The organism is Pseudomonas vancouverensis (genome assembly GCF_004348895.1).
GTDB classification, from domain to species: Bacteria; Pseudomonadota; Gammaproteobacteria; order Pseudomonadales; family Pseudomonadaceae; genus Aquipseudomonas; species Aquipseudomonas vancouverensis.
The window spans coordinates 65,878-90,194 of the sequence record NZ_RRZK01000022.1 but is presented as its reverse complement, the minus strand read 5'-3'; the positions used below and the strand labels follow the sequence as shown (position 1 = coordinate 90,194).

The following is a 24,317-nucleotide window of genomic DNA, read 5'->3' as shown; positions in this document are numbered from 1 at the left end:
CCCTTTATTGCCTCTACGTTCGTGCGACAACAACAATAATGAGTGACGTGCGCATGACCTCTTCCATGCCCCCCGGCCAAGACTTTTGCGCCCGCGCCGGGATCAATGCCGCCGAGTTAAGCGAACTGCTCGACCAGGTCTATCGCGGCCCTCTGGAAAGTACGCCCTGGGCCAGCCTCCTGGAGGCCCTGCGCCAGCGCTTCGCCGCCAGCTACTTCACCCTGGTGCTGCGCAACCCTGCCCATGAGCGGCCCGGGCTGATAGTCAACGCCTCGGCACATGGTCCCTTGCTGCCGGGCGAACCCTCCTACAGCGAGCAGTACTACTCGATCTGTCCGTTTCTCAACTGGCCGGTCGAACAGGTTGCCAGCGCCGACCAGGTCATGGGCACCTCCGATTGGTTGGTGCATGATTTCTATCGCAACTATCTGCAACCGCTCGATCTGCGCTATGTACTGGTGTCTAACATGCGCACCACCGCTGGCATGCATTGCGCGCTTTTCGTCTGTCGCAACCATGCAGGCAAGGATTTCGATGACAGCGAGATCGCGCTGATACGCCTGTTGCTACCGCACCTGCAGCAGGCCGTGGACCTGCATTCCGTCGTGGACCAACTGGAGTCGGAGCGCCGGCTCTACGCCACGATCATCGATCGGCTGCTGGTGGGCACGGCGATTCTCGACGAAACCGGACGAGTGATGCGCTGCAACCCCGCGGCGCAACGCCTGTTCGACGCGCGTGACGGTCTGGAATGTCGGCAGGAGAAACTCTGCGCGTTCGCCAATCACGAAAGCCGTAGCTTGCAGCAGACCATCCAGAAGATGCTGCAGCTCCACCAGCACGGCCTCGACGATGAGATCGAAGTCCTGACGCTGTCGCGGCCCAGCGGCAATCAGCCGCTTAACATCCTGCTGCGCCCCATCGCCCTCAACCACGAGTGCCAGGGCGGCGCTCGGCGGCCGGCGGTGGCGGTATTCATCCGCGACCCCGCCGATTCGCCGCAGGCTTCGCGCAAATTGTTGCGCAGCCTGTTCCAGCTGACCCGTACGGAAACCGAGGTGGCGATGCTGATAATGGACGGTCTGACGCTCGACGAAACTGCCGAAGCCCTCGGCGTCTCACGCAACACGGTGCGCGCACACCTGCGTGGCGTGTTCGTGAAGACGGGGGTCACGCGCCAGGCACATCTGATCAAGACCCTGCTCAACAGCGTGGCGTCACTGGCATAGCCCGAGAGTCTCGCTGTCCGGGCCGAGTCCCACGTCCTGGTGCTTAGTCACGCACATGAACTCCGATCCGCTGTATTAGCCGGATTCGTTGCAGGCACCTTGCTCGACAAACAAACGCGCACCCTGCCCTCGTGCGCCACCGGTGATCAATGCCACTTTTCCATCCAGCCGCTTCATTGTTGCGTCTCCTGTTGGGCCACCGCCCTGGGGTATCCCGACAACAGCCTGTCGGCCAACTGATCCAGCCCGTCATCGTCGAGGTGATTGATACCGGCCGCGCGAGCACGTCCGCCGCCTGTCGCGAAGCCACGGCAAAATTCGTCAGCCGGAAACTCGGCTCCGGCCGGAACCCGCAAGCTGAAACTCCAGCCCCCACCAGCCTTGGCGCTGAGCAGCCCGATCACTTTGCACGGTTCTGCGACGGCCAATTGGTTGGCCAGTACGCCGTTTACCCGCCGTGACCAGGCCTCGGCAGGCAGGCGGTAAAGCAATGCCCCCGGACCTTCCCGCCAAGGTTGCTGCCCCTGAGCGGCGACCATGTCTACTGCGTAGCCGGCACGCAACCTGACAAAGCTGGGACTGTGCAACGCGAACGCCAACGGATCACTATAGGGCAGTAATTCGGCAGCAAGCGCCACGGGGTCGAAATGCAGGTCGGCCAGGCTATCGCCATAGGCGTTGTAATTGAGCAGCAAGCCCAGTTCCTCCAGCGCCGCCACTTCAGCGGTAGCCAGGCCGTGACGTTCGGCCAGGGCCCGCGCCGGGCCGGCCATGCCGTCGCCGAAGGCTGCCACCACCGCCCAGCGGTAATGCTGGCCTTGCAGGTAGCGGTCCACCAGGAGGCTGGTACAGACGTTGGCGGCGGTGTCGATGTACGACTCGAACGCCGGGTGCTGCGGCACCTCGCCGGCATGATGGTGGTCGAAGTAACGCAACCGGGCGCCTGCTTCGAGCAGTCGCTGGGTATCGTCCCGATTCTGGCTGTGGGAGATATCCAGTACCGTGACCCTATCGCCTCGGCCAGCCTGTACGCGACGCAGCAGGTCGATGTCGCGCTTGACCCCGCTGACCAGTCGCACGTCGTCACTCAGCTCCCCGGCCAGGCGCAATTGCTGTAGGGCACAAAGGCCATCCGCGTCGCCGTTGAAGGCGCAATAATCGGTCCATTCTGTGGCCATGTCAGTCTCCTCTATTTGCCTGTCGGTCACCTTAGGGAGTGCGCTGTTTGCGGTTCTTCGTCCGACTGGACGAGGAGCGTGGCGGTCAATGCGTCGAGTATCCGGAGGATCCCGCCGCACGATGCGGCGCGGAGCCATCCCGGAGGAATCCCATGTCCGCAGAAAAGAATCTGGTCCGCTCGCTGACCGTGGAAATCGCCGCCCCCGCCGAATGGGTGTGGTCGGTGCTGGTCGATCTGGCCAGCTATCCGCAGTGGAACCCATACACCGTCAAGGTCGAATCGAGCCTGCGCCTCGGCGAACCGGTGAACCTGTTCCTGCCCAACCCGGCCCTGCCCGGTGAACTGCTGCACGTGGTCGAGCAGCTGGCCGACTTCGATCCGCCGCGCCTGCTCGCTTGGGAAATGCATTCCAGCGTCGACAATCCCGATGCCGCACGGCGCGAACAGATCATCGAAAGCACGGGCCCGGCGAGCTGCCGCTATCACACCACCGATCTGTTCCTCGGTCCCACCGCCGACCAGGTAATGGAGAAGCACGGCCCATGGGTGAAGCAGGGTTTCGACGCCGTCGCACTGGCAGTCAAGGTGCAGGCTGAGGCGTTGTTTGCGGCACGCGGTTAGGTGCAAGTGATCGCGGGCCCGCCGTCTTCCAGCGGGCCCGCAATTACACCCCTTTGGCGCCCGCAGGGGCTCAGTGCATGATTTCGCCGCCGTTGGCATCGAGTTGTGCGCCATTCACCGCGCTGGCGTAGTCCGAGGCGAGGAAAAGTGCGGCACGGGCGCACTCCTCGTCTCCGGGCATGCGCCCACCCGGGATGCCGGCGCTGAACTCGGCGCGTACCTGTTCTTCGCCGACACCGCGCGCGGCGGCGGTTTGGCGTACCACAGCCTTCACCGGCTCACCCCACATCCAGCCACAGGCCACAGCGTTGACACGTATGCCGTGGACAGCCTGCTCCGCGGCGAGATAGCGCACGCTCGCCGCCAGTGCACTTTTCGATGCGCTATAGGCAGCGCCCCCCCTGTAGGGCTTGCGCACACCCAGGGTGCTAACCATGACAATGGCGCCGGCGCCCTGCGCCTTCATCTGCGGCAGCACCGCACGGCTCATGTTCAGCGAGCCGATCAGGTTGATCTCCAGTGCCTCACGCAGCGGGTCATTGTCCCCCTCCTCCACGGCCTGGAATCCACCGTGGGAAAACGCGCTGTTGATCAGCGCGTCGATACGCCCGAAGCGTTCCGCGGTGGCTTGGGCGAAGTTCACACAGGCGGCAGGGTCGGTGACGTCGGTGGGCATGCGCAGGACTTCGCAGCCAGGGGCGAAGGCATGAATGCTTTGCTCGGCCTCGACCAGCCGCGCCTCGCTGCGCGCACAGATGGCGACCGCACGTGCGCCTTCGCGGACGGCTTCCAGGGCGAGCTTGATACCCATACCGGGTCCGATACCAGAGACCATCACGACCTTGTCTTTGAGCAGCATGGGAAGATCCTCTTATTGTTATCAGGGCTTTTTTTGTGCAGGAGCCCGCTTGCAGGCCCCTGTAAATGGAGGTGCTGGCAACGGTTATGCGTGGATATGCCGCGCGCGATATTCGGCGTAGTCACGCTCAAGGCGTGCAGCGTCGAGGCCGAAGCGTTCCGCGTTGTAACTGTGCTGGGCGCGCTTCTCGCGGCCGTTCTCGGTGAGCCAGCGACGCATCGAATCGCGTACCTCGTCGCTCAGCTCCATTGCGCTGAAACGGTAGATGCGTTCCACCACGCCAAGCGGATCGGCCACCGTGTCCTCGAAGCGCACGTCGAGGAAGCGCCCGGCGGGCATGCCTTCGCGCACTGTCATGGTGTGTTGCAGTGCACGGGCCATGCGGCTGTTCCACTGTTTACCAACACGGGCCGGATCAGCGTGGTCGCTGTAGAGCTGCCAGAGCGTATGGATAAAACTCGCCAGCGAGGGAATGGTCTTGCCCGGTTCGCGGTGGGTGAGCACCACCTGCGCACGGGGAAACACCTCGAACAGCAGCTCCAGGGTGTGCAGGTGCTGCGGGCTCTTCAGCAGCCAGCGGCGGCCAGGGGCGATACCACGTCGGGCCTGCTGCCACTGGAGAAACTGCAGGGTCTTTTTCAGGTACCTATAGACCTGGGTCTGGTCCTGGCGGTCGAGCCACTCAGTATAGGCCGGCACATCGACGTAGGAATCCATGGCACAGAGGAAGGAGTGCTCCATCAGCATGAATTCTTCGTCCGCCTGCTCCGCGTCGAGCGGATGAATGGCGAGCAGTTGCGGCAGGTACTCGATCATCCCGGCGACTTCGGTGCGCGCACGCTCGATACGCTGACTCGGCTGCTCCACCGACTCGCCAGGCAACGGCGCCGGATACCGGGTCTCCCACCATTGCGCCTTGCTGAACTGCGGGTCCACCGCCAGCGTACGTTGCAACAAGGTGGTGCCGGTGCGCGGTAGTCCGACGATGACCAGCGGGTCGTCGATGTCCTGTTCGAGGATTTCCGGATGACGTTTGCAGAACTCTTCGATCACCAACCGGTTGGCCAGCTGTGCCAGCAGTTTTTCGCGCAACATGGCACGCCCCTGCCCGGACAAGCGAGCCTCATCGCGCAGAGCGTCGGCCAGCACGGCCAGGGCTTCGCGGAAATCACCGGGGCCGAAGTCGTCGAGGCCGCCGGTGCGGGCACTGGCCTCGGCCAGCAGGTTATCGGGTGCGAATTCGTTCATCTGGCGAGCTCCTTCAGGTCGGCCATCTTGACCACGCGGGTCGTCGGGTGCACCGGATGCTTCGCGCCAACCCAGCGCAGGCAAAGGGTGCCGTGGGGGTGGCCGGCGGTTTCCAGCCAGTTCGGCAGGTCAGGGTCGCGGGCACTCAGCACCATTCGCACGCCGCCTCGCTCGTCGAGGCGCGCCGAGTGCTTGTTCAGGCAGATGCGGTGGAAGCGATAGTCCAGCGATTCCATCCAGTAGTTGTTGATCTGCAGGTTCCAGAAGTCGCACTGCGGCACCTGATCAACCTCGATCAGAAGCGCTTCGTCGTCCGCCAGTGCCCAGTAGGAGTGGTAATAGAAGATGTTCGGATCACCACCTACCGCCTGGCACACCGCCTGGTCCGCCGGCGGCAGCTGGTTGGCATGTTGCTGGTAGCCCTGCGCCCAGTCGGCGAACAGCCGCGCAGTGCCCTCGACAAAACCGGCGGCGCGTTGCAGGCCCTGTTGCAGGCGCAACGGGTCAAGCGGCTCGGGAGACTTGCCGGCGTCCAGGCGTTCAATGCGTAGCTGCGCCGGCTGTTCACTGGTTCGGTCGAAGAACGTCTGGCGAACAATCAGTGCGTTGCTCTCCGGCTCCAAACGCAGCCAGTTGCCGCAAGCCGGCGGATGCTGGCTGAGGATGATCTCGAAATTGCCGTCGGCATCCAGTTGCAGCTGTGTGGCGTCGACGAAGCCGGTCTGGATCATCTTGCCGTCGCTCTCGTAGCCACCTTTCTGGGTGCCGAAGCTGAGGTAGAAGACGCTGCCACGATTGCCGCTGACGCGATAGCGGTGCTCGCCGTTGAGGCGCGCATAGCGGTACAGGTTGTCTGGATTGTCCGCACCGATTTTTGCCGTTTCGTGGGACGGGGTGATGAAACCGGGGAAGTCCGGGTCGGCAAACTCCAGATGCATCTCCAGGGCGATGCGCAGCAAGCGGGTGAGATAGCGGAAGCCTTCGGCGCGGGTCTGCGCGTCGGCCGGGGCTTCCGGGCGCAGAATCTGCTCGCCGCTGCGACGCAGTTGTTCGCAGAAGAGGTTCCAGCTCTCGCCGCTGATCACCTCGTGTTCGATGTTTTCCATGGTCATGTCGGTCTCCTCTGTGGGCCTGTGCAGACCTTAGGGAGAACGCCGATTCTGATTCTTCGTCCGAGCGGACTAAGGCCGCCACATCGACGCCAGGCCCCGGTTCAGGCGGCCGCCAGCCCATGAATCACCCGCCAGTCTTCTCGTCCGGTCAGACGAAGAATCGTCGATGACGCATTACCTACCGTGATGCCACGTCGGGGACAAACCCGGCAGAACACGAGGAGGTATTCGATGTTGACTCATTTGCAATGGCTGGAAGCGGAAAGCATCCAGATCATCCGTGAGGTGGTTGCCGAGTGTGAGAACCCGGTGATGCTCTACTCCATCGGCAAGGACAGTGCGGTCATGCTGCATTTGGCGATGAAGGCCTTCGCCCCCGGGAAGCCGCCCTTCCCCCTGCTGCACGTAGACACCACCTGGAAGTTCCGCGAGATGATCGACTTCCGCGACCAGACCGTTCAACGCCTGGGCCTGGACCTGTTGGTGCACGTCAATCCCGCAGGCGTGGAAAAGAACATCAACCCGTTCGATCACGGCTCGGCACTGCACACCGATGTGTGGAAGACCCAAGGCCTGAAACAGGCACTCGACCACTTTGGCTTCGATGCCGCCTTCGGTGGCGCCCGCCGCGACGAGGAGAAATCGCGGGCCAAGGAGCGGGTGTTCTCGATCCGTTCCGAGCAACACCGCTGGGACCCCAAGCAGCAGCGCCCGGAACTTTGGCGGCTGTACAACACCCGCAAGCGCAAAGGCGAGAGCCTGCGGGTGTTCCCGTTGTCGAACTGGACCGAGCTGGACATCTGGCAATACATCTACCTCGAACAGATCCCCATCGTGCCGCTGTATTTGGCCCTCGAGCGCCCGGTGGTGCGCCGCGACGGCACGCTGATCATGGTCGACGACGAGCGCATGCCGCTGCTGCCGGGTGAAACGCCCGAAATGCGCAAGGTGCGCTTCCGCACGCTCGGCTGCTATCCGCTCACCGGCGCCATCGAAAGCGACGCCGACAGCCTGCCGGCGATCATCCGCGAGATGCTCGCGAGCCGAACCTCGGAACGCCAGGGTCGCCTGATCGACAGCGACTCGGCCGGTTCCATGGAGAAGAAGAAACAAGAGGGGTATTTCTGATGAACGCCATTTCCGAACAGCTTAGCGACGACCTGAAGCCTTACCTTGAGCAACAGCAGAACAAACAACTGCTGCGGTTTATCACCTGCGGTAGCGTCGACGACGGCAAAAGCACACTGATCGGCCGCCTGCTCTATGAATCCAAGGTGTTGTTCGAGGACCAGCTTGGCCAGCTCGAAGCCGACTCGAAGAAACTCGGCACACAGGGCGACGAACTCGACTTCGCCCTGCTGGTGGACGGCCTCGCCGCCGAGCGCGAACAGGGCATCACCATAGACGTGGCTTACCGTTTCTTCGCCACCGATAAGCGCAAGTTCATCGTCGCCGACACCCCCGGCCATGAGCAGTACACCCGCAACATGGTGACCGGCGCCTCCACCGCCGACCTCGCGGTGATCCTCATCGACGCGCGCCAAGGCATGCTGGTGCAGACCCGTCGCCACAGCTACCTGGTATCCCTGTTGGGTATCCGCAAGGTGGTGCTGGCGGTGAACAAGCTCGACCTGATGAACTACTCGCAGGAAGTCTTCGAGCGCATCGAGGCCGACTATCGCGCGTTCGCCGAACAGATCGGCCTCACTGACATCCAGTGCATCCCATTGTCTGCCCTGCGCGGTGACAACATGCTTGAAGCCAGCCCGAATACCCCGTGGTACAAGGGACCGACCCTGCTGCAATACCTGGAGAACGTACCTCTCCAAGCCTCGCAACAAAGCCAGGCGGCGTTCCGTCTACCGGTGCAATGGGTCAACCGGCCGAACCTCGACTTCCGTGGCTACAGCGGCAATATCGCCGCCGGCAACATCCGTGTCGGCGAGCGCATCCGCGTGCTGCCCTCCGGCCAGCAGAGCGTAGTGACCGGCATCCTCGGCGCCGGCGGCGAGCAGGCGCAAGCCGTCTGCGGCCAGGCGGTGACCCTGACCCTGGAAGACGAGATCGACATCAGCCGCGGTGACCTGATCGCGCTCGCCGATGCTCCTCCAATGGTGGCCGACCAGTTCGAGGCGACCCTGGTATGGATGGATGAAGAAGCCATGCTACCCGGCCGCCCATACCTGATGAAAATCGGCAGCCGTACGGTTGGCATGAGCTGCGCCAACCTCAAGTATCGAGTCGACGTGAACACCCTTGAACATCTGGCGGCACGCACCCTGGACCTGAATGAAATCGGTGTCTGCAACCTTAACCTGGACCGTTCCATCGCCTTCGATGCCTATGCCGATAACCGCGACACCGGTGGGTTCATCATCATCGACCGGCTGAACAACCGCACGGTAGGCGCCGGCATGTTGCACTTCGCACTGCGTCGCGCACAGAACGTGCACTGGCAGGCCATCGATGTGAACCGCCAGGCACATGCCGAACTCAAGGGCCAGACACCACGTGTGCTGTGGTTCACCGGGCTGTCCGGAGCCGGCAAGTCGACCATTGCCAACCTGGTGGAGCGTAAGCTGCACACCCTTGGCCGGCATACCTACCTGCTCGATGGCGACAACGTACGCCACGGGCTGAACCGCGACTTGGGCTTCACCGAGGCCGACCGGGTGGAAAACATCCGCCGCGTCGCCGAGGTCGCGAAGCTGATGCTCGATGCCGGGCTGATAACCCTCGTCTCGTTTATCTCGCCGTTCCGCGCCGAGCGCGACATGGCGCGCAACCTGGCCGGAGAAGGCAACTTCCTGGAAATCTACATCGATGCGCCGCTGGAAGTGGCCGAACAGCGCGATCCGAAAGGCCTTTACCAGAAAGCTCGACGCGGCGAGCTGAAGAACTTCACCGGCATCGACTCGCCCTACGAGCCACCGGTGGCACCGGACATCCATATCGACACGCAACGCGAGTCACCTGAAACGGCGGCCGAGCGGATTGTGGAGCGGCTGCTCAGGATGTAACCGGTACATCCACAAAAGCCAGCTTGCCGGCGGTTGCCATACATTGACCTCCGGCAAGCATGAGCATGTGAAGGCGTCCTCAAGACCAGGAGCAAGCACTGGCAACGGGGCCGGATACCATGCTATTTGATGAGCCCGCGTCAGCAGCGGGTCCGGTGTTGGCCGGCGTCGCGTTGCACGTCATTCCATCAGCCATCAGGAGAACACGTATGAACCTTGGTATTGCCGGGCGTTGGGCCCTGGTCTGCGCGGCCAGCAAGGGTTTGGGTAAAGCCTGTGCCCAGGCATTGGTCAGCGAAGGCGTGAATGTTGTGATCACCGCTCGAGGCGAACAGGTGCTGGAAGAAACGGCCCGTCAGTTGAGAGCGCTCAACCCTGCGGTCAGCGTGATTGCCGTCGCGGGCGATATTTCCACCTCGGCAGGTCGTGCAGCTGCGCTGGCGGCGCATGGGCATTTCGATATCCTGATCAACAATGCCGGTGGGCCGCCTCCTGGGGATTTCCGTGAATGGGACCGCGATGCCTGGCTCAAGGCCCTGGATGCCAACATGCTCACCCCGATCGAGCTGATCAAGGCCACGGTGGATGGCATGGCGGAGCGCGGCTTCGGCCGGATCGTCAACATCACCTCGAGCGCGGTCAAATCACCCATCGAAAGCCTGGGCCTGTCCAATGGCGCACGCAGCGGCCTGACCGGTTTCATTGCGGGCATTGCGCGCCAGGACGGCATCGCCAGTCGCAACGTGACCATCAACAATCTGCAACCGGGCTCCTTCGATACCGATCGGCTGCGGGAAAACCTCGTTGAAGCTGCACAGGAAATGGGCCAGGACAGTGAAGCTTTCCTCGACGATTACCGTCGCGAAATCCCGGCCAAACGCTTTGGCACGCCCGAGGAATTCGGCGCACTGTGTGCCTTCGTCTGCAGCCAGCACGCAAGTTACCTGACCGGGCAGAACCTGTTGATCGACGGTGGCGCCGTTCGCTCAAGTCAATAAGCCCGACGCCGCGCAGCGCTCCTCCAGCAAGCGCACGAACATCGTCAGGCTTTGCGAGACCGTGCCCCTGCGCCACACCAGCCAGGTGCGCAAGTAGCGAAAGGACTCGGCCAACGGCCAGACACTCACCGTGGTGCAGCCCGGCATGCTCTCGAGCATGCTGCGCGGCATCAGGGCCAGGCCGGCACCGGCGCTGACACAGGCGAGCATGCCGTGATAGGACTCCATTTCGAAAATCTTGCCCGGCACCGCGGCATCGCTCGCAAACCAGTTTTCGAAGTGATGGCGATAGGAGCAATTGGAGCGGAAGGCGTAGATGTTTTCGCCGTTCACGTCTTGTGCGCGGAGGATCGGTGCGTGGTTCAACGGCGCGATCAGCACCATCTCTTCCTCGAACGCTGCGACGCCTTCCAGCGCCGGGTGTAACACCGGACCATCGACAAACGCGGCGGCCAGCCGTCCGGACAGCACTCCGTCGATCATGGTTCCAGACGGGCCGGTGGACAGGTCCAGTTCGACCTTGGCGTGTTTCTGGTTGTAGGCCGCCAGCAACTCGGGGATGCGCACCGCTGCCGTGCTTTCCAGCGAACCGAGGGCGAACGGGCCTTGCGGTTCCGCGCCAGCCACCGTGGCCCGAGCTTCCTGAACCAGATCAAGGATGCGCCGGGCGTAATCGAGGAAGCTCCAGCCTGCCGGTGACAGGCGCAGGCGGCTTTTCTCGCGGATGAACAGGTCGACGCCCAGGTCCTGCTCCAGCTGCTTGATCCGGGTCGTCAGGTTCGAGGGCACACGATGGATGTGCTGGGCGGCCACGCTGATGCTGCCGTGCTCGGCCACCGCTTTGAATATTTCCAGTTGCACCAGATCCAAGTCATTCTCCAAACGTGAATGTTGTGCTCAGTATTATTCAGTTTCAAGAAGCCGAACGCCACCGTAATCTGAGCACATTCCCACTTGGCAGGACGGTGTCATGACAAACATAACTCCCCTCACCCACGCTATTTCGATCAACCCCACCAGCGGCGAGCAGATCGCTCACTACGCATACGAGTCCGATGCTGCGCTGCAAGCCGCGCTGGCCCGCTCGGCAGCCGGGTTTCGCGTGTGGCGCAACGAGCCGGTGGCACACCGTGCGCAATTGTTGATCGCACTGGCCAAGGCGCTGCGCGACAACGTTGCGGCGATGGCCAACATGATCACCCTGGAAATGGGCAAGCCCATCAACCAGGCCCGTGGCGAGATCGAAAAATGCGCACAACTGTGTGAGTGGTACGCCGAACACGGCCCGGCCATGCTCGATGCCGAGGCGACGCTGGTCGAAGGCGGCAAGGCGCGCATCGAATATCGCCCGCTCGGCCCGATTCTGGCGGTGATGCCGTGGAACTTCCCGATCTGGCAAGTGCTGCGCGGTGCGGTCCCTACCCTGCTCGCCGGCAATACCTACGTGCTTAAACACGCGCCGAACGTGATGGGCAGCGCCTACCTGCTGCTGGAAGCCTTCAAGCAGGCCGGCTTCGGCGAAGGCGTATTTGAAGTGATCAACGTCACGCCCCAGGGTGTCTCCACCGCCATTGCCGACCCGCGCATTGCCGCCGTGACCCTCACCGGCAGCGTCCGCGCCGGCATGGCCATCGGCTCCCAGGCCGGCGCAGCGCTGAAGAAGTGTGTGCTGGAGCTCGGCGGTTCCGATCCGTTCATCGTGCTCAACGATGCCGACCTCGACGAAGCGGTGAAAGCCGCCGTGATTGGCCGTTATCAGAACACCGGGCAAGTCTGCGCAGCTGCCAAGCGCTTGATCGTCGAGCAAGGCGTAGTCGAGGAGTTCACGCGCAAATTCGTCGAAGCCACGCGCGCGCTGGTGATCGGCGATCCACTGTCCACCCAAACCTACATTGGCCCGATGGCGCGCTTCGATCTGCGCGACGAACTGGACCAGCAGGTACGGGACACGCTGGAAGAAGGCGCCACCTTGCTGCTGGGTGGCAAGAAGGCTGAAGGCCCGGGCAACTACTATGAGCCTACGGTGCTGGCCAACGTCACGGACCAGATGACGTCGTTCAAACAGGAACTGTTCGGCCCGGTGGCATCGATCATCACGGCGCGCGATGCCGACCATGCGCTGGCGTTGGCCAATGACAGCGAGTTCGGCCTGACCGCAACCATCTATACCCGCGATCTGCAACTGGCGGGCAAAATCGCCGACCAACTGGAAACCGGTGGCGTGTTCATCAACGGCTACAGTGCCAGCGACCCTCGTGTCACCTTCGGCGGCGTGAAGAAAAGCGGCTTTGGCCGCGAGCTGTCGCATTTCGGCGTGCGTGAGTTCTGCAACGCGCAGACGGTGTGGCTGGATCGTCGCTGAGTGCAGGGATGGGGCCTGAAAACCAGGCTCCATCAATTGACGGCGATAGCCACGGCTACGACGGGATGGTCGGCGTGAAGGTCGCATTCTGATGGGCAAGCGCAGACCCTGCCGGTCCGCGCTTCGCGCTACCAACCCGGCAATCGCGGCACAGCCCTGACGGGCAAAACCCTCAAGGCCAGCGATCAATGGCAGAATCTCCTCAACTGGATTGTTTTGGAGAACACCATGCTTGGAGCATTTGAACGCAAGCTCGACCCTTTTCCGCCAGACGAAGTCCCCCCGCCACCGGTCGGCCTGGCGCGTTTCCTGTGGGCCTGTACCCGAGGTGCGCGCGGTTACATCCTCGCGTTTGCCCTGCTCAGTGCTGCGGTGTCGATTTACGAAGCCTGGCTGTTTTCCTTCCTTGGCCAGGTCGTTGACCTGCTCTCGACCTGGCAGGCCGGTGGTGAAGCGGCTGCCCAGGAAACCCGCGTTTTGTGGGGCATCGGCATCGTCATGGTCACCAGTGTCGGGCTGGTCGCGTTGCGGACCATGGTCCAGCACCAGATATTGGCGATCAACCTGCCATTACGCCTGCGCTGGGACTTCCATCGGCTGATGCTGCGGCAGAGCCTGTCGTTTTTCTCCGATGAGTTTTCCGGGCGGGTCACCACCAAGGTCATGCAGACGGCGCTGGCGGTGCGTGATGTGCTGTTCACCCTGATCGAGATCGCCCCCGGGATAGGCGTGTATTTCATTGCGATCATCGCACTGGCCGGCGGCTTCGCGCTGAAGCTGATGCTGCCTTTTCTCGCCTGGGTCGCGCTGTTCGGCGTCGCCATGCTGTACTTCGTGCCGCGCCTGGGCAAGGTCGGCCAGGAACAGGCCAATGCGCGGTCGATGATGACCGGACGTATCTCGGACGCCTACACCAACATCACCACGGTGAAATTGTTCTCTCACTCCAACCGCGAGGCACACTTCGCCCGAGCGGCGATGGAGGACTTCAAACAGACCGGTTTTCGCCAGATGCGCCTGGTCAGTCAGTTCGAGATCGTCAACCAGGCCTTGGTGGTGGCGTTGATCATGGCCGCCGGTGGTTACGCCCTGTGGCTCTGGCACCAGGGTGAAGTCGGCGCCGGCGCGGTGGCGGCAATCACCGCGATGGCCTTGCGCATCAACGGCATGTCCCACTGGATCATGTGGCAGATGACCTCGCTGTTCGAGAGCATCGGCACCGTCCAGGATGGCATGGCCACCCTGACCCGCGGGCCGAAGGTGCAGGACGCACCGGACGCCGGCGTGCTGGTCACCGACGGTGGCGCGGTCACGTTCGACAAGGTGAGCTTCAACTACAGCGGTGAACGCCAGGTGCTCGATGGCCTGAGCCTGAACATCCGTGCGGGCGAAAAAATCGGCCTGGTGGGTCGCTCTGGCGCCGGCAAATCCACCTTGATCAACTTGCTGCTGCGCTTCTATGACGTCGACAGCGGACAGATTCGCATTGACGGGCAGGACATCGCGCAGGTGACACAGGACAGCCTGCGCGGCGCGATCGGCATGGTCACCCAGGACACCTCACTGCTGCACCGTTCCATTCGCGACAACATCGCCTACGGCCGCCCCGATGCGACCGACGCGCAGGTCCGCAGGGCCGCAGCCAACGCCCAAGCCGACGGTTTCATCAGCCAGCTCAGCGATCCCCAAGGGCATACCGGCTACGACACCCTGGTCGGTGAACGCGGTATCAAGCTGTCCGGTGGCCAGCGCCAACGGGTGGCGATTGCCCGGGTGATGCTCAAGAACGCGCCGATCCTGCTGCTCGACGAAGCCACCAGCGCGTTGGATTCGGAGGTCGAGGTGGCGATTCAGGAGAGCCTGGATGAAATGATGCAGGGCAAGACCGTGATCGCCATCGCCCACCGGCTGTCGACGATTGCCGCGATGGACCGGCTGGTCGTCATGGATGAGGGACGCATCATCGAACAGGGCACCCATGCCGAGCTGCTGAGTAAAAACGGCACGTATGCGCGGTTATGGCACCACCAGAGCGGCGGCTTTCTGGGAGAGGATCAAGGCGTGATGGAAGCCATGGAGTAACGTCAGCGCGAGCGGCCTGGCCAATGGCCGGGTCGCATGACTGCCGAGCAGCACCTGCCATAGCGCTATTAAGGCAACAAGCTCCGCTGAGACCGGTGAAATACATTTCTTGTATACAATAAATAACAATTCTGGTTACATTCGTCCGCGCCTACGACAGCGGTAATCGCCGCTGCGTATTGCGATGGTCACAACCATGCACATCCCTTTTCAGCTTGAACCCCATGAACGCCTTCTGCCGAAGGCGCTCATCGCTCGGCACGCTACTCGACTGAACAGTCGATTACGCAATCCCCCCTCTTTGTTCCGCCCTCCTGGACACACCGCTATCCAGTGTGGATGAGCCCGGCCGTCATGGCTTAGCTCACGTCTTGCAAGAATCCCGTTGAACCCAACTGCAAACGCAGAGGACTACCTATGCCCAAGACTCTACTGGTCAAGAACGCCACGCTGCTGGTGACCATGGATGGCGAACGCCGCGAGATTAAAAACGGCGGCATGTACATCGAGGACAACCTGATCAGACAGGTCGGCCCAAGCGACACTCTGCCCCGGCACGCTGACGAAATCCTCGACATGACCGGCAAAGTGGTCATTCCAGGCCTGATCAACACCCACCACCACATGTACCAGAGCCTCACCCGCGTGGTGCCGGCGGCGCAGGATGGCGAGTTGTTCAACTGGCTGACCAACCTGTACCCGATCTGGGCCCGCATGACCCCGGAAATGATCGCGGTATCGACCCAGACCGCGATGGCCGAGCTGATCCTCTCCGGCTGCACCACCTCCAGCGACCACCTGTACATCTACCCCAACGGCTGCAAGCTGGACGACAGCATTCATGCCGCTGAAGAAATCGGCATGCGTTTCCATGCTGCGCGCGGCAGCATGAGCGTCGGCCGCAGCCAGGGCGGTCTGCCGCCTGACTCGGTGGTGGAGAAGGAAGGCGACATCCTCAAGGAGTCCCAGCGCCTGATCGAGGACTACCACGATGCCCGCCATGGCTCGATGCTGCGTGTGGTGGTGGCGCCCTGCTCGCCTTTCTCGGTAAGCCGCGACCTGATGCGCGAGGCTGCGGTACTGGCCCGCCAGTACGGGGTGTCGATGCATACGCACCTGGCGGAAAACGTCAACGACATCGCCTACAGCCGCGAAAAATTCGGCATGACCCCGGCCGAATACGCCGAAGACCTCGGCTGGGTCGGCCACGATGTCTGGCACGCGCACTGTGTGCAGCTGGACCAGCACGGCATTGAACTGTTCGCCCGTACCGGCACCGGCGTCGCCCACTGCCCTTGCTCGAACATGCGCCTGGCGTCGGGGATCGCGCCGATCCGCAAGATGCGCGACCACGGCGTGCCGGTGGGCCTGGGTGTCGACGGTTCGGCCTCCAACGACGGTGCCAGCATGATCGGCGAAGTGCGCCAGGCGCTGCTGCTGCAACGGGTCGGTTTTGGGCCGGATGCGATGACGGCACGGGAGGCACTGGAGATCGCCACGCTGGGCAGCGCCAAGGTGCTCAACCGCAATGATATCGGTGCCCTGGCACCGGGCATGGTGGCCGACTTCGTGGCGTTCGATATGGGCCACGTGGCCTATGCCGGTGCCCATCACGACCCGTTGGCGGCCCTGGTGTTCTGCACGCCAACCCACGTCGACACCAGCGTGATCAACGGCCGTGTGGTGGTCAAGGACGGCCGTATCACCACCGTCGACCTGCCTCTGGTCCTGGAGCGCCACAACCAGTTGGCCCGTCAGTTGGTCAGCGGCGAGTGACCGGCCCGGACCGTTGCACTGCGCCATAGGTGCAACGGTTGGGCAGCTGCCTGTTGCAAATACAGAACTCATCGAACGCGACTGAGATCGTGCTGTTAGACGCATGACAATAACAAAAGCGAGCTACTCACTATGACTTCTCCCGCTTCATCTCGCCCGGAAGACGAGAACCTCGGCATCGGTGCCAACCTGGCCTACGGTCTGCAACATGTACTGACCATGTACGGCGGCATGATCGCCGTGCCGCTGATCATCGGCCAGGCCGCCGGCCTTTCTGCGGCCCAGGTCGGCCTGCTGATCGCTGCCTCGCTGTTCGCCGGTGGCCTGGCGACCTTGCTGCAAACACTGGGCGTCCCGTTCTTCGGCTGCCGCCTGCCCCTGGTGCAAGGGGTGTCCTTCGCCAGCGTCGCGACCATGGTTGCCATCATCGGCAACGACGGCACTGCCGGCCTGTCCGTGGTCTACGGGGCGGTGATCGTGTCGTCGTTGATCGGCTTGCTGATCACGCCGCTGTTCTCGCGCATCATCAAGTTCTTTCCGCCGCTGGTGACGGGCATTGTCATCACCACGATCGGCCTGACCCTGATGCCGGTGACCGCGCGCTGGGCCATGGGTGGCAACAGCCAGGCGGCTGACTTTGGCAGCACGGCGAACATCTCCCTGGCGGCCTTTACCCTGGCCTGCGTGTTGCTGCTGAGCAAATTGGGCAGCGCGAGTATTTCGCGCCTGTCCATTCTGCTGGCGATTGTCATGGGCACCCTGGCCGCCATGGCCTTCGGCATGGCCGACTTCTCCCGCGCACTGGCCGGGCCATGGGTGGCAATGCCGGAAATCCTGCCGCTGGGTGCGCCGCAATTCCAGGTCGCTGCGATCCTTTCGATGCTGATCGTGATCATCGTGACCATGGTCGAGACCTCTGCGGACATTCTTGCCGTCGGCGACATCATCGGCACCCGCGTCGACTCCAAACGCCTTGGCAACGGCCTGCGGGCCGACATGATTTCCAGTGCCCTGGCCCCGCTGTTCGGCTCCTTCACCCAGAGTGCCTTTGCGCAGAACGTCGGCCTGGTGGCCGTGACCGGCGTGAAGAGTCGTTATGTGGTGGCTTTCGCGGGCCTGATCCTGGTGGTGCTCGGGTTACTGCCGGTCATGGGCCGACTGGTTGCCGCCGTGCCCACCGCCGTCCTCGGCGGCGCCGGTCTGGTGCTGTTCGGTACCGTCGCGGCCAGTGGCATTCGTACGCTGGCCCAGGTGGACTATCGCAACAACATGAACCTGATCATCGTCGCCACGTCGATCGGCTTTGGCATGATCCCGATCGCGGCACCGAACTTCTACCATCACTTCCCGGCCTGGTTCGAAACCATTTTCCACTCGGGTATCAGCTCGTCGGCGATCATGGCCATCCTGCTCAATCTGCTGTTCAACCATCTGCGGGCTGGCAACTCGGACCAGCAGTCAGTGTTCGTCGCCGCCAGCGAACGCACCTTGCGCTACCGGGATATCGCCGGGCTCAACGATGGCGATTTCTTCCGCGATGGCAAGCTGTTCGACTGCGACGGCAAGGAAGTGCCGATCGTGGAAGCCGATGAAGAGTCTGCCGATGTCCCGCCGCCGCGTAAAAAGCGTGTCGAGTCGATGCATTAAACGACCGGCAACGCGCTGACCTGCCGACTGCCAGACACACTCGAGCGCCCGGCAGTCGCTAGCCCGTGGGAACCCCAGCGGTTCCTGCGGGCCAACTCAATTGGCGAGGACCATGGCGAAGTAGCCCAGGACCGTCAGCAGAATTCCCGAAACGGCAAAGGCCACGGGAAAACCCACCCACGGCACGTTGCTGCCGATTTCCGTCGCGGCTTCCTGGCACGGCCCTGAGTGGCTGCGAGCGCCGGCCATGCCGCCCATCAGCACCGCGGGATTGATCTTCATCAGGTGATAACCGACCACCCAGACGGCGAAAGGTGGCAGCGTGCACACGAAGAAGCCCACCAGGAATATCTGCACGGCAAGCATGCCGCTCAGTTGGCCCAGCAGGGTGGCGCCGGCGTTGATCCCGACAATGGCTACGAACACCAGCAAACCGATGTCCTCAAGGATGTTGCGCGCCGCATCAGGTGTATTGCCGAAGAAGCGCAATCGCGAGGACAGCGACGAAACGATGATGCCCGACACCATCAGGCCACCAGCGCTGCCCAGGCCCACCGATGCGCCGAAGGCCGGAAACTGGACCAGACCGATCAACAGCCCCAGGGTCATCCCGACGAACAGTGTCAGCAGATCGGTCATGCTGCTTGGTCGGGCGATCACACCAAACAACTCGCCAGCACGTTGCACGGCGGCGGACAGGCCGGTGACGAACAGCACATCGCGGCGTTGCAATGCCGTTTCGGGCCCTACCGGTAGCGGGACACCGGCGCGCTGGATACGCGTCAGTTGCAGCTGCCCGGCCAGGTCCAGTCCGCGAAATTCCTTGAGCTTCTTGCCGATCACAGATTTCTCGGTCACCAGGATCTGCGCATGGTCCAGGGGTACGGCAAGCGCCTTGGCGTTATCGACTTCCGGGCCGATCAGCCCGATGTTCGACGTCAGGCCTGCACGGGTGCCGCCAAGGGCAATCACATCCCCAGCCTGCAGACGGATTTCAGGGTCCGCGCCTATCGATTCACCGCCACGATGGACGTTGACGATGCGATATTCCAAGTATCGAGCGATGAACTCGCGGATGCTCAAGCCGATGGTCCCAGGGTTTTCCAGGCGATAAGCGCGCAGGCCGAAGGACGCGTTGGAGGTCAGGCCGTCATCCTCGACTTCGTGCATGCCATGCTCCTCCTCATAGCGACGGGCCGCCGCCTTGGCATCGATGCCCCACCAGCGCGGCATGTATTTGCAGATCAGGACAATACCGACAGTGCCCCAGGTGTAAGTGATGCCATAGGACAAGGCGATCATTGCCGACACCCCCTCGAGGGTCTCTCCGGGGGCGAGTTTGACGGCACCGGAGGCCACTGCCTGCTCAGCCGAGCCGATGGCCGACGACATGGTCGTGGCCCCGGCGAGGATGCCGCCAGCCGCGCCGGTCGGCAGGTGCAGGAGACGGGTTCCCAGTACCACCACGGCAAGGCTGGCCAGACTGCAGATCACCGCCAGCAGGGTGAACTTCAGCCCATCGTCCTTGAGGCTATTGAGAAACGATGGGCCGACCCGCAGCCCTACCCCATACATGAACAGGTAGTAGAAGAGGTTCATGGTGAAGGTGTCTAGTTTGAACGTGATGCCATAGAGCGAAGCGGCAATGGCAATGCCGGAGCCCACCACAATGGCACCGCCTACTGTGCCCAGCCCATAACCCTTGATCGTGAAGCGACCGATCAGTACCGCCAGGCTGACCACCAGGAACAACAACATGTAGGGGTTGGCATTGAGAAACGTGAAGATTGCCAGCACGGTCGACTCCTCTTTCGCTGCGTTGACACCTGAGATCAGCAAAACCCAGACAAAAGCGTAGCGCGAGAATCCGTGGCGGTTGCCCTGCAGCGAACGTTGCTTTTTTTTCCCGCAGCAAGGCGAAAAGCCTTGGGGTGTCTAGGCTCTATACAGCCTGGTGAAATGACATGACTTTTCGATCATAGGACGTCGACATGAGCACGGTACTGCACAAGATCAAACATGAGTTCATGAAGGTACTCCCGCCGACCATTTTCTTTTTCGTGATTTTGCACATCGTGGCCCTGATACGGGCGCTGATGATCAAGGGGTCGGGGGTCGATTTGCCCGTATCGGCGTCTGTGCTGATCGCCTCCCTGGTGCTTGGCAAATGCGTTCTGATCGCGGACATGTTGCCCTTCATCAATCGCTTTCCCGATAAACCGCTGATCTGGAACGTCACCTGGAAAACCTGCATGTATGCCCTGGTCGCACTGATCGTGCATTACCTGGAGCGACTGTACGATTACTGGAAAGAGGCGCCCGGGTTTGCCGATGCCAACGCCCTGCTGTGGTCCTCGATCAACTGGCCGCGCTTTTGGGCCATCCAGATTCTGCTCATTACCCTGATATTCATGTATTGCGTGATCGCCGAGCTGGCCCGCGTGATTGGTCGTGATAGGTTGAAGGTGATGTTCATCGGCCCGCTCCCGCCCAAGCAATGATGAGTGTTCGTCAGGTTGAGGAGTCCTAGCTTGATGCCCTGTCTTGCTCGCATCAGCCGGCTCCTGTTGTGTGGCACTCTCGTTCTCGGCGGCTGCGTGCGCCTTGGCCCGGACTTCCATTCCCCGGCCCAGCCCTGGGTGGAACACTGGAACAGCCCGGCGCTGCAGCTCGCCGCTCAACAGCGCGCCCAGCCGGACAGCCGCCAGTGGTGGCAGGTGTTCGGCGATCCGGTGCTGGACCAGTTGATGGCCGACGCCGACGCCCACAATGCCGACTTGCAGGTGGCCGGCCTGCGGGTCATGGAAGCCCGCGCCCAACTGGGCATCGCCCTGAGCGGCCGCTACCCGCAATTGCAGCAAGTCAGTGCCGACAGCCTGTACCAGAACCGTCGGCAATGGGCTGGCAGCAACCCCCAGGACAGCCATTCGTGGCAGTACAGCACCGGCTTCGATCTCGGCTGGGAACTGGATTTCTGGGGGCGCTTCAGCCGGGCTATCGAGTCGGCCGACGCGTCCTGGTTTGCCGCCCAGGCCAATTACGAAAACGCCCTGGTGCTGTTGCACGCACAACTGGCGCAAACCTATTACGCCCTGCGCACCGCCGAAGCGCGCCTGCAAATTGCCCGCAGTAACGCCCGACTGCAAAAACGCAGCTACGAAATCACCGAGCGCCTGTTCAACAGCGGCGCCGAAGCCGAACTCGACCTGCAACAGGCCAAGACCCAGTACCTGGGCACCTTGAGCACCATCCCTGACTTCGAGAGCCAGGTGGCGGCCTTTCGCAATGCCCTGTCGACCCTGATCGGCCGGCCACCCGGCGCTCTCCCCGAGCTTGCGCGCAACGCCGGCGTGGTCCCGCTGCTCGATACCGCTGTGCTGCAGGACGTTCCCGCCAACCTGTTGGTGCGCCGTCCCGATGTCCGCGCGGCCGAGCTGCAGGTGGCGGCGCAGTCAGCCTTGATCGGGGTGGCCGAGGCCGACCTTTACCCATCCATCAGCCTGTTGGGCAGCATCGTATGGTCCACCAGCTCGCTCAGCGGAGCCTCCAATTCCCTCGACCTGGTGGGCGGGCCCAGCCTGCGCTGGGACATCTTCGACCACGGCCGCATCACCAATAACGTACGGGTGCAGGATGCGCGCCTGCAGCAATTGATCGTGATCTACCAGGACAGCGTACGTCAGGCCGCCCGCGAAGCGGACGATGCCGCGACCGGTCTGACCAAGGCGCTGGAGCGTGAGCAGATTCTGCGCGAAGCCTCGATCGCCGCCGAACGTTCCGTGACCCTGGCCAGCGCCCAGTATCGTGAAGGCTATTCGGACTTCCAGCGGGTGCTGGACGCCCAGCGTGCACTGTTTGCCCAGCAGGATATCTACCTGGTCAATCGCGGCACTGCCGTGAACAATCTGATCGCCCTGTACAAGGCCGTGGGCGGAGGCTGGTACAGCGATCGGCCGATGGTCGACCCGGCCACCCGCCAACAGATGCAACAACGCACCGACTGGGGCGATCTACTCGACGATCCCAAGGAATCACACCATGACTGACAGCCCGCAACCGGTCGACACCCACCCACCGGCCAGCGCCGCTGACCCGGTCAGGAAAACCACGCGCTGGGTGGCGCTGCTGATCATCCTCAGCCTGGTCTGGTACCTGTTGGCCGATCGCTTCACGCCCTATACGCAACAGGCGCGGGTGCAGGCCTTCGTGGTGCCGGTAGCGGCCGAAGTGTCGGGCCGGGTGATCAAGGTCAATGTGCGCAACAACCAGGATGTCAAAGCCGGCGAATTGCTCTTTGAAGTCAACCCGCAGCAATACCAGATCGCTGTCGATCGCGCCCGCGCCGACCTCGAGTCGACCCGTCGCCAGGTTGGCGCCAACACCGCCGGTGTCGACTCCAAGCAAGCCTCGCTGCGCGCAGCCCAGGCCAACGAGCTCAAGGCCCGCCAGGACATTCAGCGCCTGGAACGGCTGTACCGCGAAGACCCCGGCACCATCTCGCTGCGGCGTCTGGAAATATCCCGCGCCACCCTCGAAGAGTCCATCAGCCAGGTGGCCGCGGCCAAGGCCGAAGTGCAGCGCGCACGGGAGCAACAAGGTGGCAATGAAACGGAAAACGCGCAGTTGCTCAGCGCCGCCAGCAACCTGGAAAAAGCCGAGCTGGATTTGAGCAACACCCAGGTCCGCGCCCGCTCTGCCGGGCTGATCACCGACTTGCGTACCGATGTCGGCCAGTTCGCAGCGGCGGGTTCGCCGGTCATGACCTTGATCGCGATCCATGACGTCTGGATCAGCGCCGACATGACCGAAAACAACCTGGGCCGGGTCCAGCCGGGAACGCCGGTGTCCATCGTCCTCGATGCCTTGCCCGGACAGATTTTCAAAGGCCACGTGCGCAGTGTCGGTTTCGGTGTGGACATCGGCCAGACCACCCAACCCGGCAGCCTGCCGAAAGTCGAGAACAGCCGGGACTGGCTGCGTCCGGCCCAGCGCTTCCCGGTGATCATCGAGTTCGAAGCCGGCGAGTTGACCAGCCCGCAGGGCATCCGCGCTGGCGGACAGGCCGAAGTCATGGCGTTCCCCGATGAGGGCAATCCGCTGAACCTGCTCGGGCGCCTGTTCCTGCGCCTGATGAGCTGGATGTCCTATGCGTATTGAGCGCCCTGCCCGCGTCCAGCGCGCACTGCGCCTGAGCTTCGGCACGGCGTTGTGCCTGGCGGCGAGTTTTGGCCTGGCCTTGCCTATCCCGTTCCTCGCCCCGCTGCTGGCGCTGATGATGCTCGCGGCGATGAACCGGCCGCTGCCGTTCAAGGCCAGCCTGGGCCTGATCCTGGTACTGCTGCTGACAACCGGCAGTGGCCTGCTGTTGATTCCCCTGTTGCGCTACTACCCGGTCACTGGCGTGTTGCTGGTCGGCCTGTGCCTGATCCTCGCCTTCAGTTATGGCTTGCGTGGCGGCAACCCGCTGGTGGCCACGTTTCTGGTGGTGGGGCTGACGATGATCAGCTCCGCCGGCACCGCAGCCTTCAGTCTGGCGATGATGGTGATAGGTGCCTTGGTGAAAGGATTGCTGCTGGCCGTCACCACACTGACCATCAGCCACTGGCTGTTTCCCGAACCAGCCAGCGCTCCCGCGGCGAAACCCGCTCCGGCACTGTCCCCTGAGGAAAGCGGCTGGCTGGCGCTGCGGGCCACGTTAGTCGTGTTGCCGACCTTCCTGCTGGCGATGATTGACCCGGCCAGCTACCTGCCGATCATCATGAAAGCCGTCAGCCTCGGTCAGCAAAGCTGCGCGACCAGCGCCCGCAGCGCCGGCCAGGAACTGCTCGGTTCAACCCTGCTCGGCGGCCTGATGGCGATCCTGTTCTGGTGCGCGCTGAGCCTGTTCGTTAATCTGTGGATGTTTTTCCTGTGGATGCTGCTGTTCGCCCTGCTGGCCGCCAGACAGCTCTACGGCCTGGGCAAGAGCCGGCAAACACCGGGGTTCTGGCTCAACACCCTGGCGACCCTGATCATTCTGCTCGGCCAATCGGTGCAGGACAGCGCCGCTGGCAAGGACGTCTACACCGCCTTCGCCATACGCATGGGCCTGTTCATTCTGGTCACCTTGTATGCCTGCGCCATGGTGTATGTGCTCGACACCCGGCGCCAACGTCGCCAAGGGCCGCAAACCCGGCAGTGAGC

At 62.8% G+C, this 24,317-nt stretch carries 19 protein-coding genes; 13 read left to right on the top strand and 6 right to left on the bottom strand.

Features of this window, described 5'->3' with window-relative positions; genetic code table 11:
- The first annotated feature begins 65 nt into the window (after positions 1 to 65).
- Positions 66 to 1,229, top strand: coding sequence for a helix-turn-helix transcriptional regulator (locus tag EIY72_RS16540; protein WP_165939604.1), 1,164 nt, complete (start codon positions 66 to 68; stop codon positions 1,227 to 1,229).
- A 173-nt stretch (positions 1,230 to 1,402) separates the two neighbouring features.
- Here the strand turns inward: EIY72_RS16540 and EIY72_RS16530 are convergent, their stop codons facing one another.
- Entirely contained in the window at positions 1,403 to 2,407 is a 1,005-nt protein-coding gene (locus EIY72_RS16530) for a DHH family phosphoesterase (protein WP_093221018.1), read from the bottom strand.
- Between the two features lie 152 nt (positions 2,408 to 2,559).
- On the opposite strand from EIY72_RS16530, the gene EIY72_RS16525 reads away from it, so the two are divergent.
- Entirely contained in the window at positions 2,560 to 3,030 is a 471-nt protein-coding gene (locus tag EIY72_RS16525; protein WP_093221023.1) for an SRPBCC domain-containing protein, read from the top strand.
- A gap of 70 nt (positions 3,031 to 3,100) precedes the next feature.
- Here the strand turns inward: EIY72_RS16525 and EIY72_RS16520 are convergent, their stop codons facing one another.
- From EIY72_RS16520 to EIY72_RS16510, 3 genes are all read right to left on the bottom strand, one after another.
- Positions 3,101 to 3,889 carry an SDR family oxidoreductase gene (locus EIY72_RS16520; protein ID WP_093221027.1) on the bottom strand — a complete coding sequence of 263 codons (789 nt, stop codon included), beginning with the start codon at positions 3,887 to 3,889 and terminating at the stop codon, positions 3,101 to 3,103.
- Positions 3,890 to 3,973: 84 nt separating this feature from the next.
- Entirely contained in the window at positions 3,974 to 5,137 is a 1,164-nt protein-coding gene (locus EIY72_RS16515) for a sulfotransferase family protein (RefSeq protein WP_093221031.1), read from the bottom strand.
- Entirely contained in the window at positions 5,134 to 6,249 is a 1,116-nt protein-coding gene (locus EIY72_RS16510; RefSeq protein WP_093221035.1) for a DUF1214 domain-containing protein, read from the bottom strand. Before EIY72_RS16510 ends, EIY72_RS16515 begins: the two co-directional genes overlap by 4 nt.
- Before the next feature lie 186 nt (positions 6,250 to 6,435).
- On the opposite strand from EIY72_RS16510, the gene cysD reads away from it, so the two are divergent.
- The 3 genes from cysD to EIY72_RS16495 all read left to right on the top strand — a co-directional run bounded on the left by cysD (position 6,436) and on the right by EIY72_RS16495 (position 10,267).
- Entirely contained in the window at positions 6,436 to 7,377 is a 942-nt protein-coding gene (gene cysD, locus EIY72_RS16505; protein WP_093221038.1) for a sulfate adenylyltransferase subunit CysD, read from the top strand.
- Entirely contained in the window at positions 7,377 to 9,269 is a 1,893-nt protein-coding gene (gene cysN, locus EIY72_RS16500) for a sulfate adenylyltransferase subunit CysN (RefSeq protein WP_093221043.1), read from the top strand. Before cysD ends, cysN begins: the two co-directional genes overlap by 1 nt.
- A 209-nt stretch (positions 9,270 to 9,478) precedes the next feature.
- Entirely contained in the window at positions 9,479 to 10,267 is a 789-nt protein-coding gene (locus EIY72_RS16495; protein ID WP_093221048.1) for an SDR family oxidoreductase, read from the top strand.
- Here EIY72_RS16495 and ptrR read toward each other — a convergent pair.
- A complete protein-coding gene (gene ptrR / locus EIY72_RS16490; RefSeq protein ID WP_093221053.1) occupies positions 10,256 to 11,137 on the bottom strand; it encodes a putrescine utilization regulator PtrR in 882 nt (293 codons plus the stop codon). The genes EIY72_RS16495 and ptrR overlap by 12 nt on opposite strands.
- Positions 11,138 to 11,237: 100 nt before the next feature.
- On the opposite strand from ptrR, the gene EIY72_RS16485 reads away from it, so the two are divergent.
- The 4 genes from EIY72_RS16485 to EIY72_RS16470 all read left to right on the top strand — a co-directional run bounded on the left by EIY72_RS16485 (position 11,238) and on the right by EIY72_RS16470 (position 18,134).
- A complete protein-coding gene (locus EIY72_RS16485) occupies positions 11,238 to 12,629 on the top strand; it encodes an aldehyde dehydrogenase family protein (RefSeq protein ID WP_093221058.1) in 1,392 nt (463 codons plus the stop codon).
- 228 nt (positions 12,630 to 12,857) lie between these two features.
- Positions 12,858 to 14,711: an ABC transporter ATP-binding protein gene (locus EIY72_RS16480; protein WP_093221064.1), complete on the top strand. Its 1,854-nt coding sequence runs from the start codon at positions 12,858 to 12,860 to the stop codon at positions 14,709 to 14,711.
- Between the two features lie 417 nt (positions 14,712 to 15,128).
- Complete coding sequence (locus EIY72_RS16475; RefSeq protein ID WP_093221067.1) at positions 15,129 to 16,487, top strand: 8-oxoguanine deaminase; 1,359 nt, start codon at positions 15,129 to 15,131, stop codon at positions 16,485 to 16,487.
- Positions 16,488 to 16,619: 132 nt separating this feature from the next.
- Positions 16,620 to 18,134 carry a nucleobase:cation symporter-2 family protein gene (locus EIY72_RS16470; RefSeq protein ID WP_093221070.1) on the top strand — a complete coding sequence of 505 codons (1,515 nt, stop codon included), beginning with the start codon at positions 16,620 to 16,622 and terminating at the stop codon, positions 18,132 to 18,134.
- Between the two features lie 96 nt (positions 18,135 to 18,230).
- On the opposite strand, the gene EIY72_RS16465 is transcribed toward EIY72_RS16470, so the two are convergent.
- Positions 18,231 to 19,931: an aspartate:alanine exchanger family transporter gene (locus EIY72_RS16465; RefSeq protein ID WP_093221073.1), complete on the bottom strand. Its 1,701-nt coding sequence runs from the start codon at positions 19,929 to 19,931 to the stop codon at positions 18,231 to 18,233.
- Positions 19,932 to 20,125: 194 nt separating this feature from the next.
- Between EIY72_RS16465 and EIY72_RS16460 the strand changes: the two genes are divergently transcribed.
- Genes EIY72_RS16460 through EIY72_RS16445 form a run of 4 tightly spaced genes read left to right on the top strand, consistent with a single transcriptional unit; the run spans position 20,126 to position 24,315 of the window.
- Entirely contained in the window at positions 20,126 to 20,635 is a 510-nt protein-coding gene (locus tag EIY72_RS16460) for a hypothetical protein (protein WP_093221076.1), read from the top strand.
- Between the two features lie 33 nt (positions 20,636 to 20,668).
- Complete coding sequence (locus EIY72_RS16455) at positions 20,669 to 22,180, top strand: efflux transporter outer membrane subunit (protein ID WP_093221078.1); 1,512 nt, start codon at positions 20,669 to 20,671, stop codon at positions 22,178 to 22,180.
- Positions 22,173 to 23,291: an HlyD family secretion protein gene (locus EIY72_RS16450; protein WP_093221081.1), complete on the top strand. Its 1,119-nt coding sequence runs from the start codon at positions 22,173 to 22,175 to the stop codon at positions 23,289 to 23,291. Before EIY72_RS16455 ends, EIY72_RS16450 begins: the two co-directional genes overlap by 8 nt.
- Positions 23,281 to 24,315, top strand: coding sequence for a DUF2955 domain-containing protein (locus EIY72_RS16445; protein ID WP_093221083.1), 1,035 nt, complete (start codon positions 23,281 to 23,283; stop codon positions 24,313 to 24,315). Before EIY72_RS16450 ends, EIY72_RS16445 begins: the two co-directional genes overlap by 11 nt.
- Positions 24,316 to 24,317: the final 2 nt, after the last annotated feature.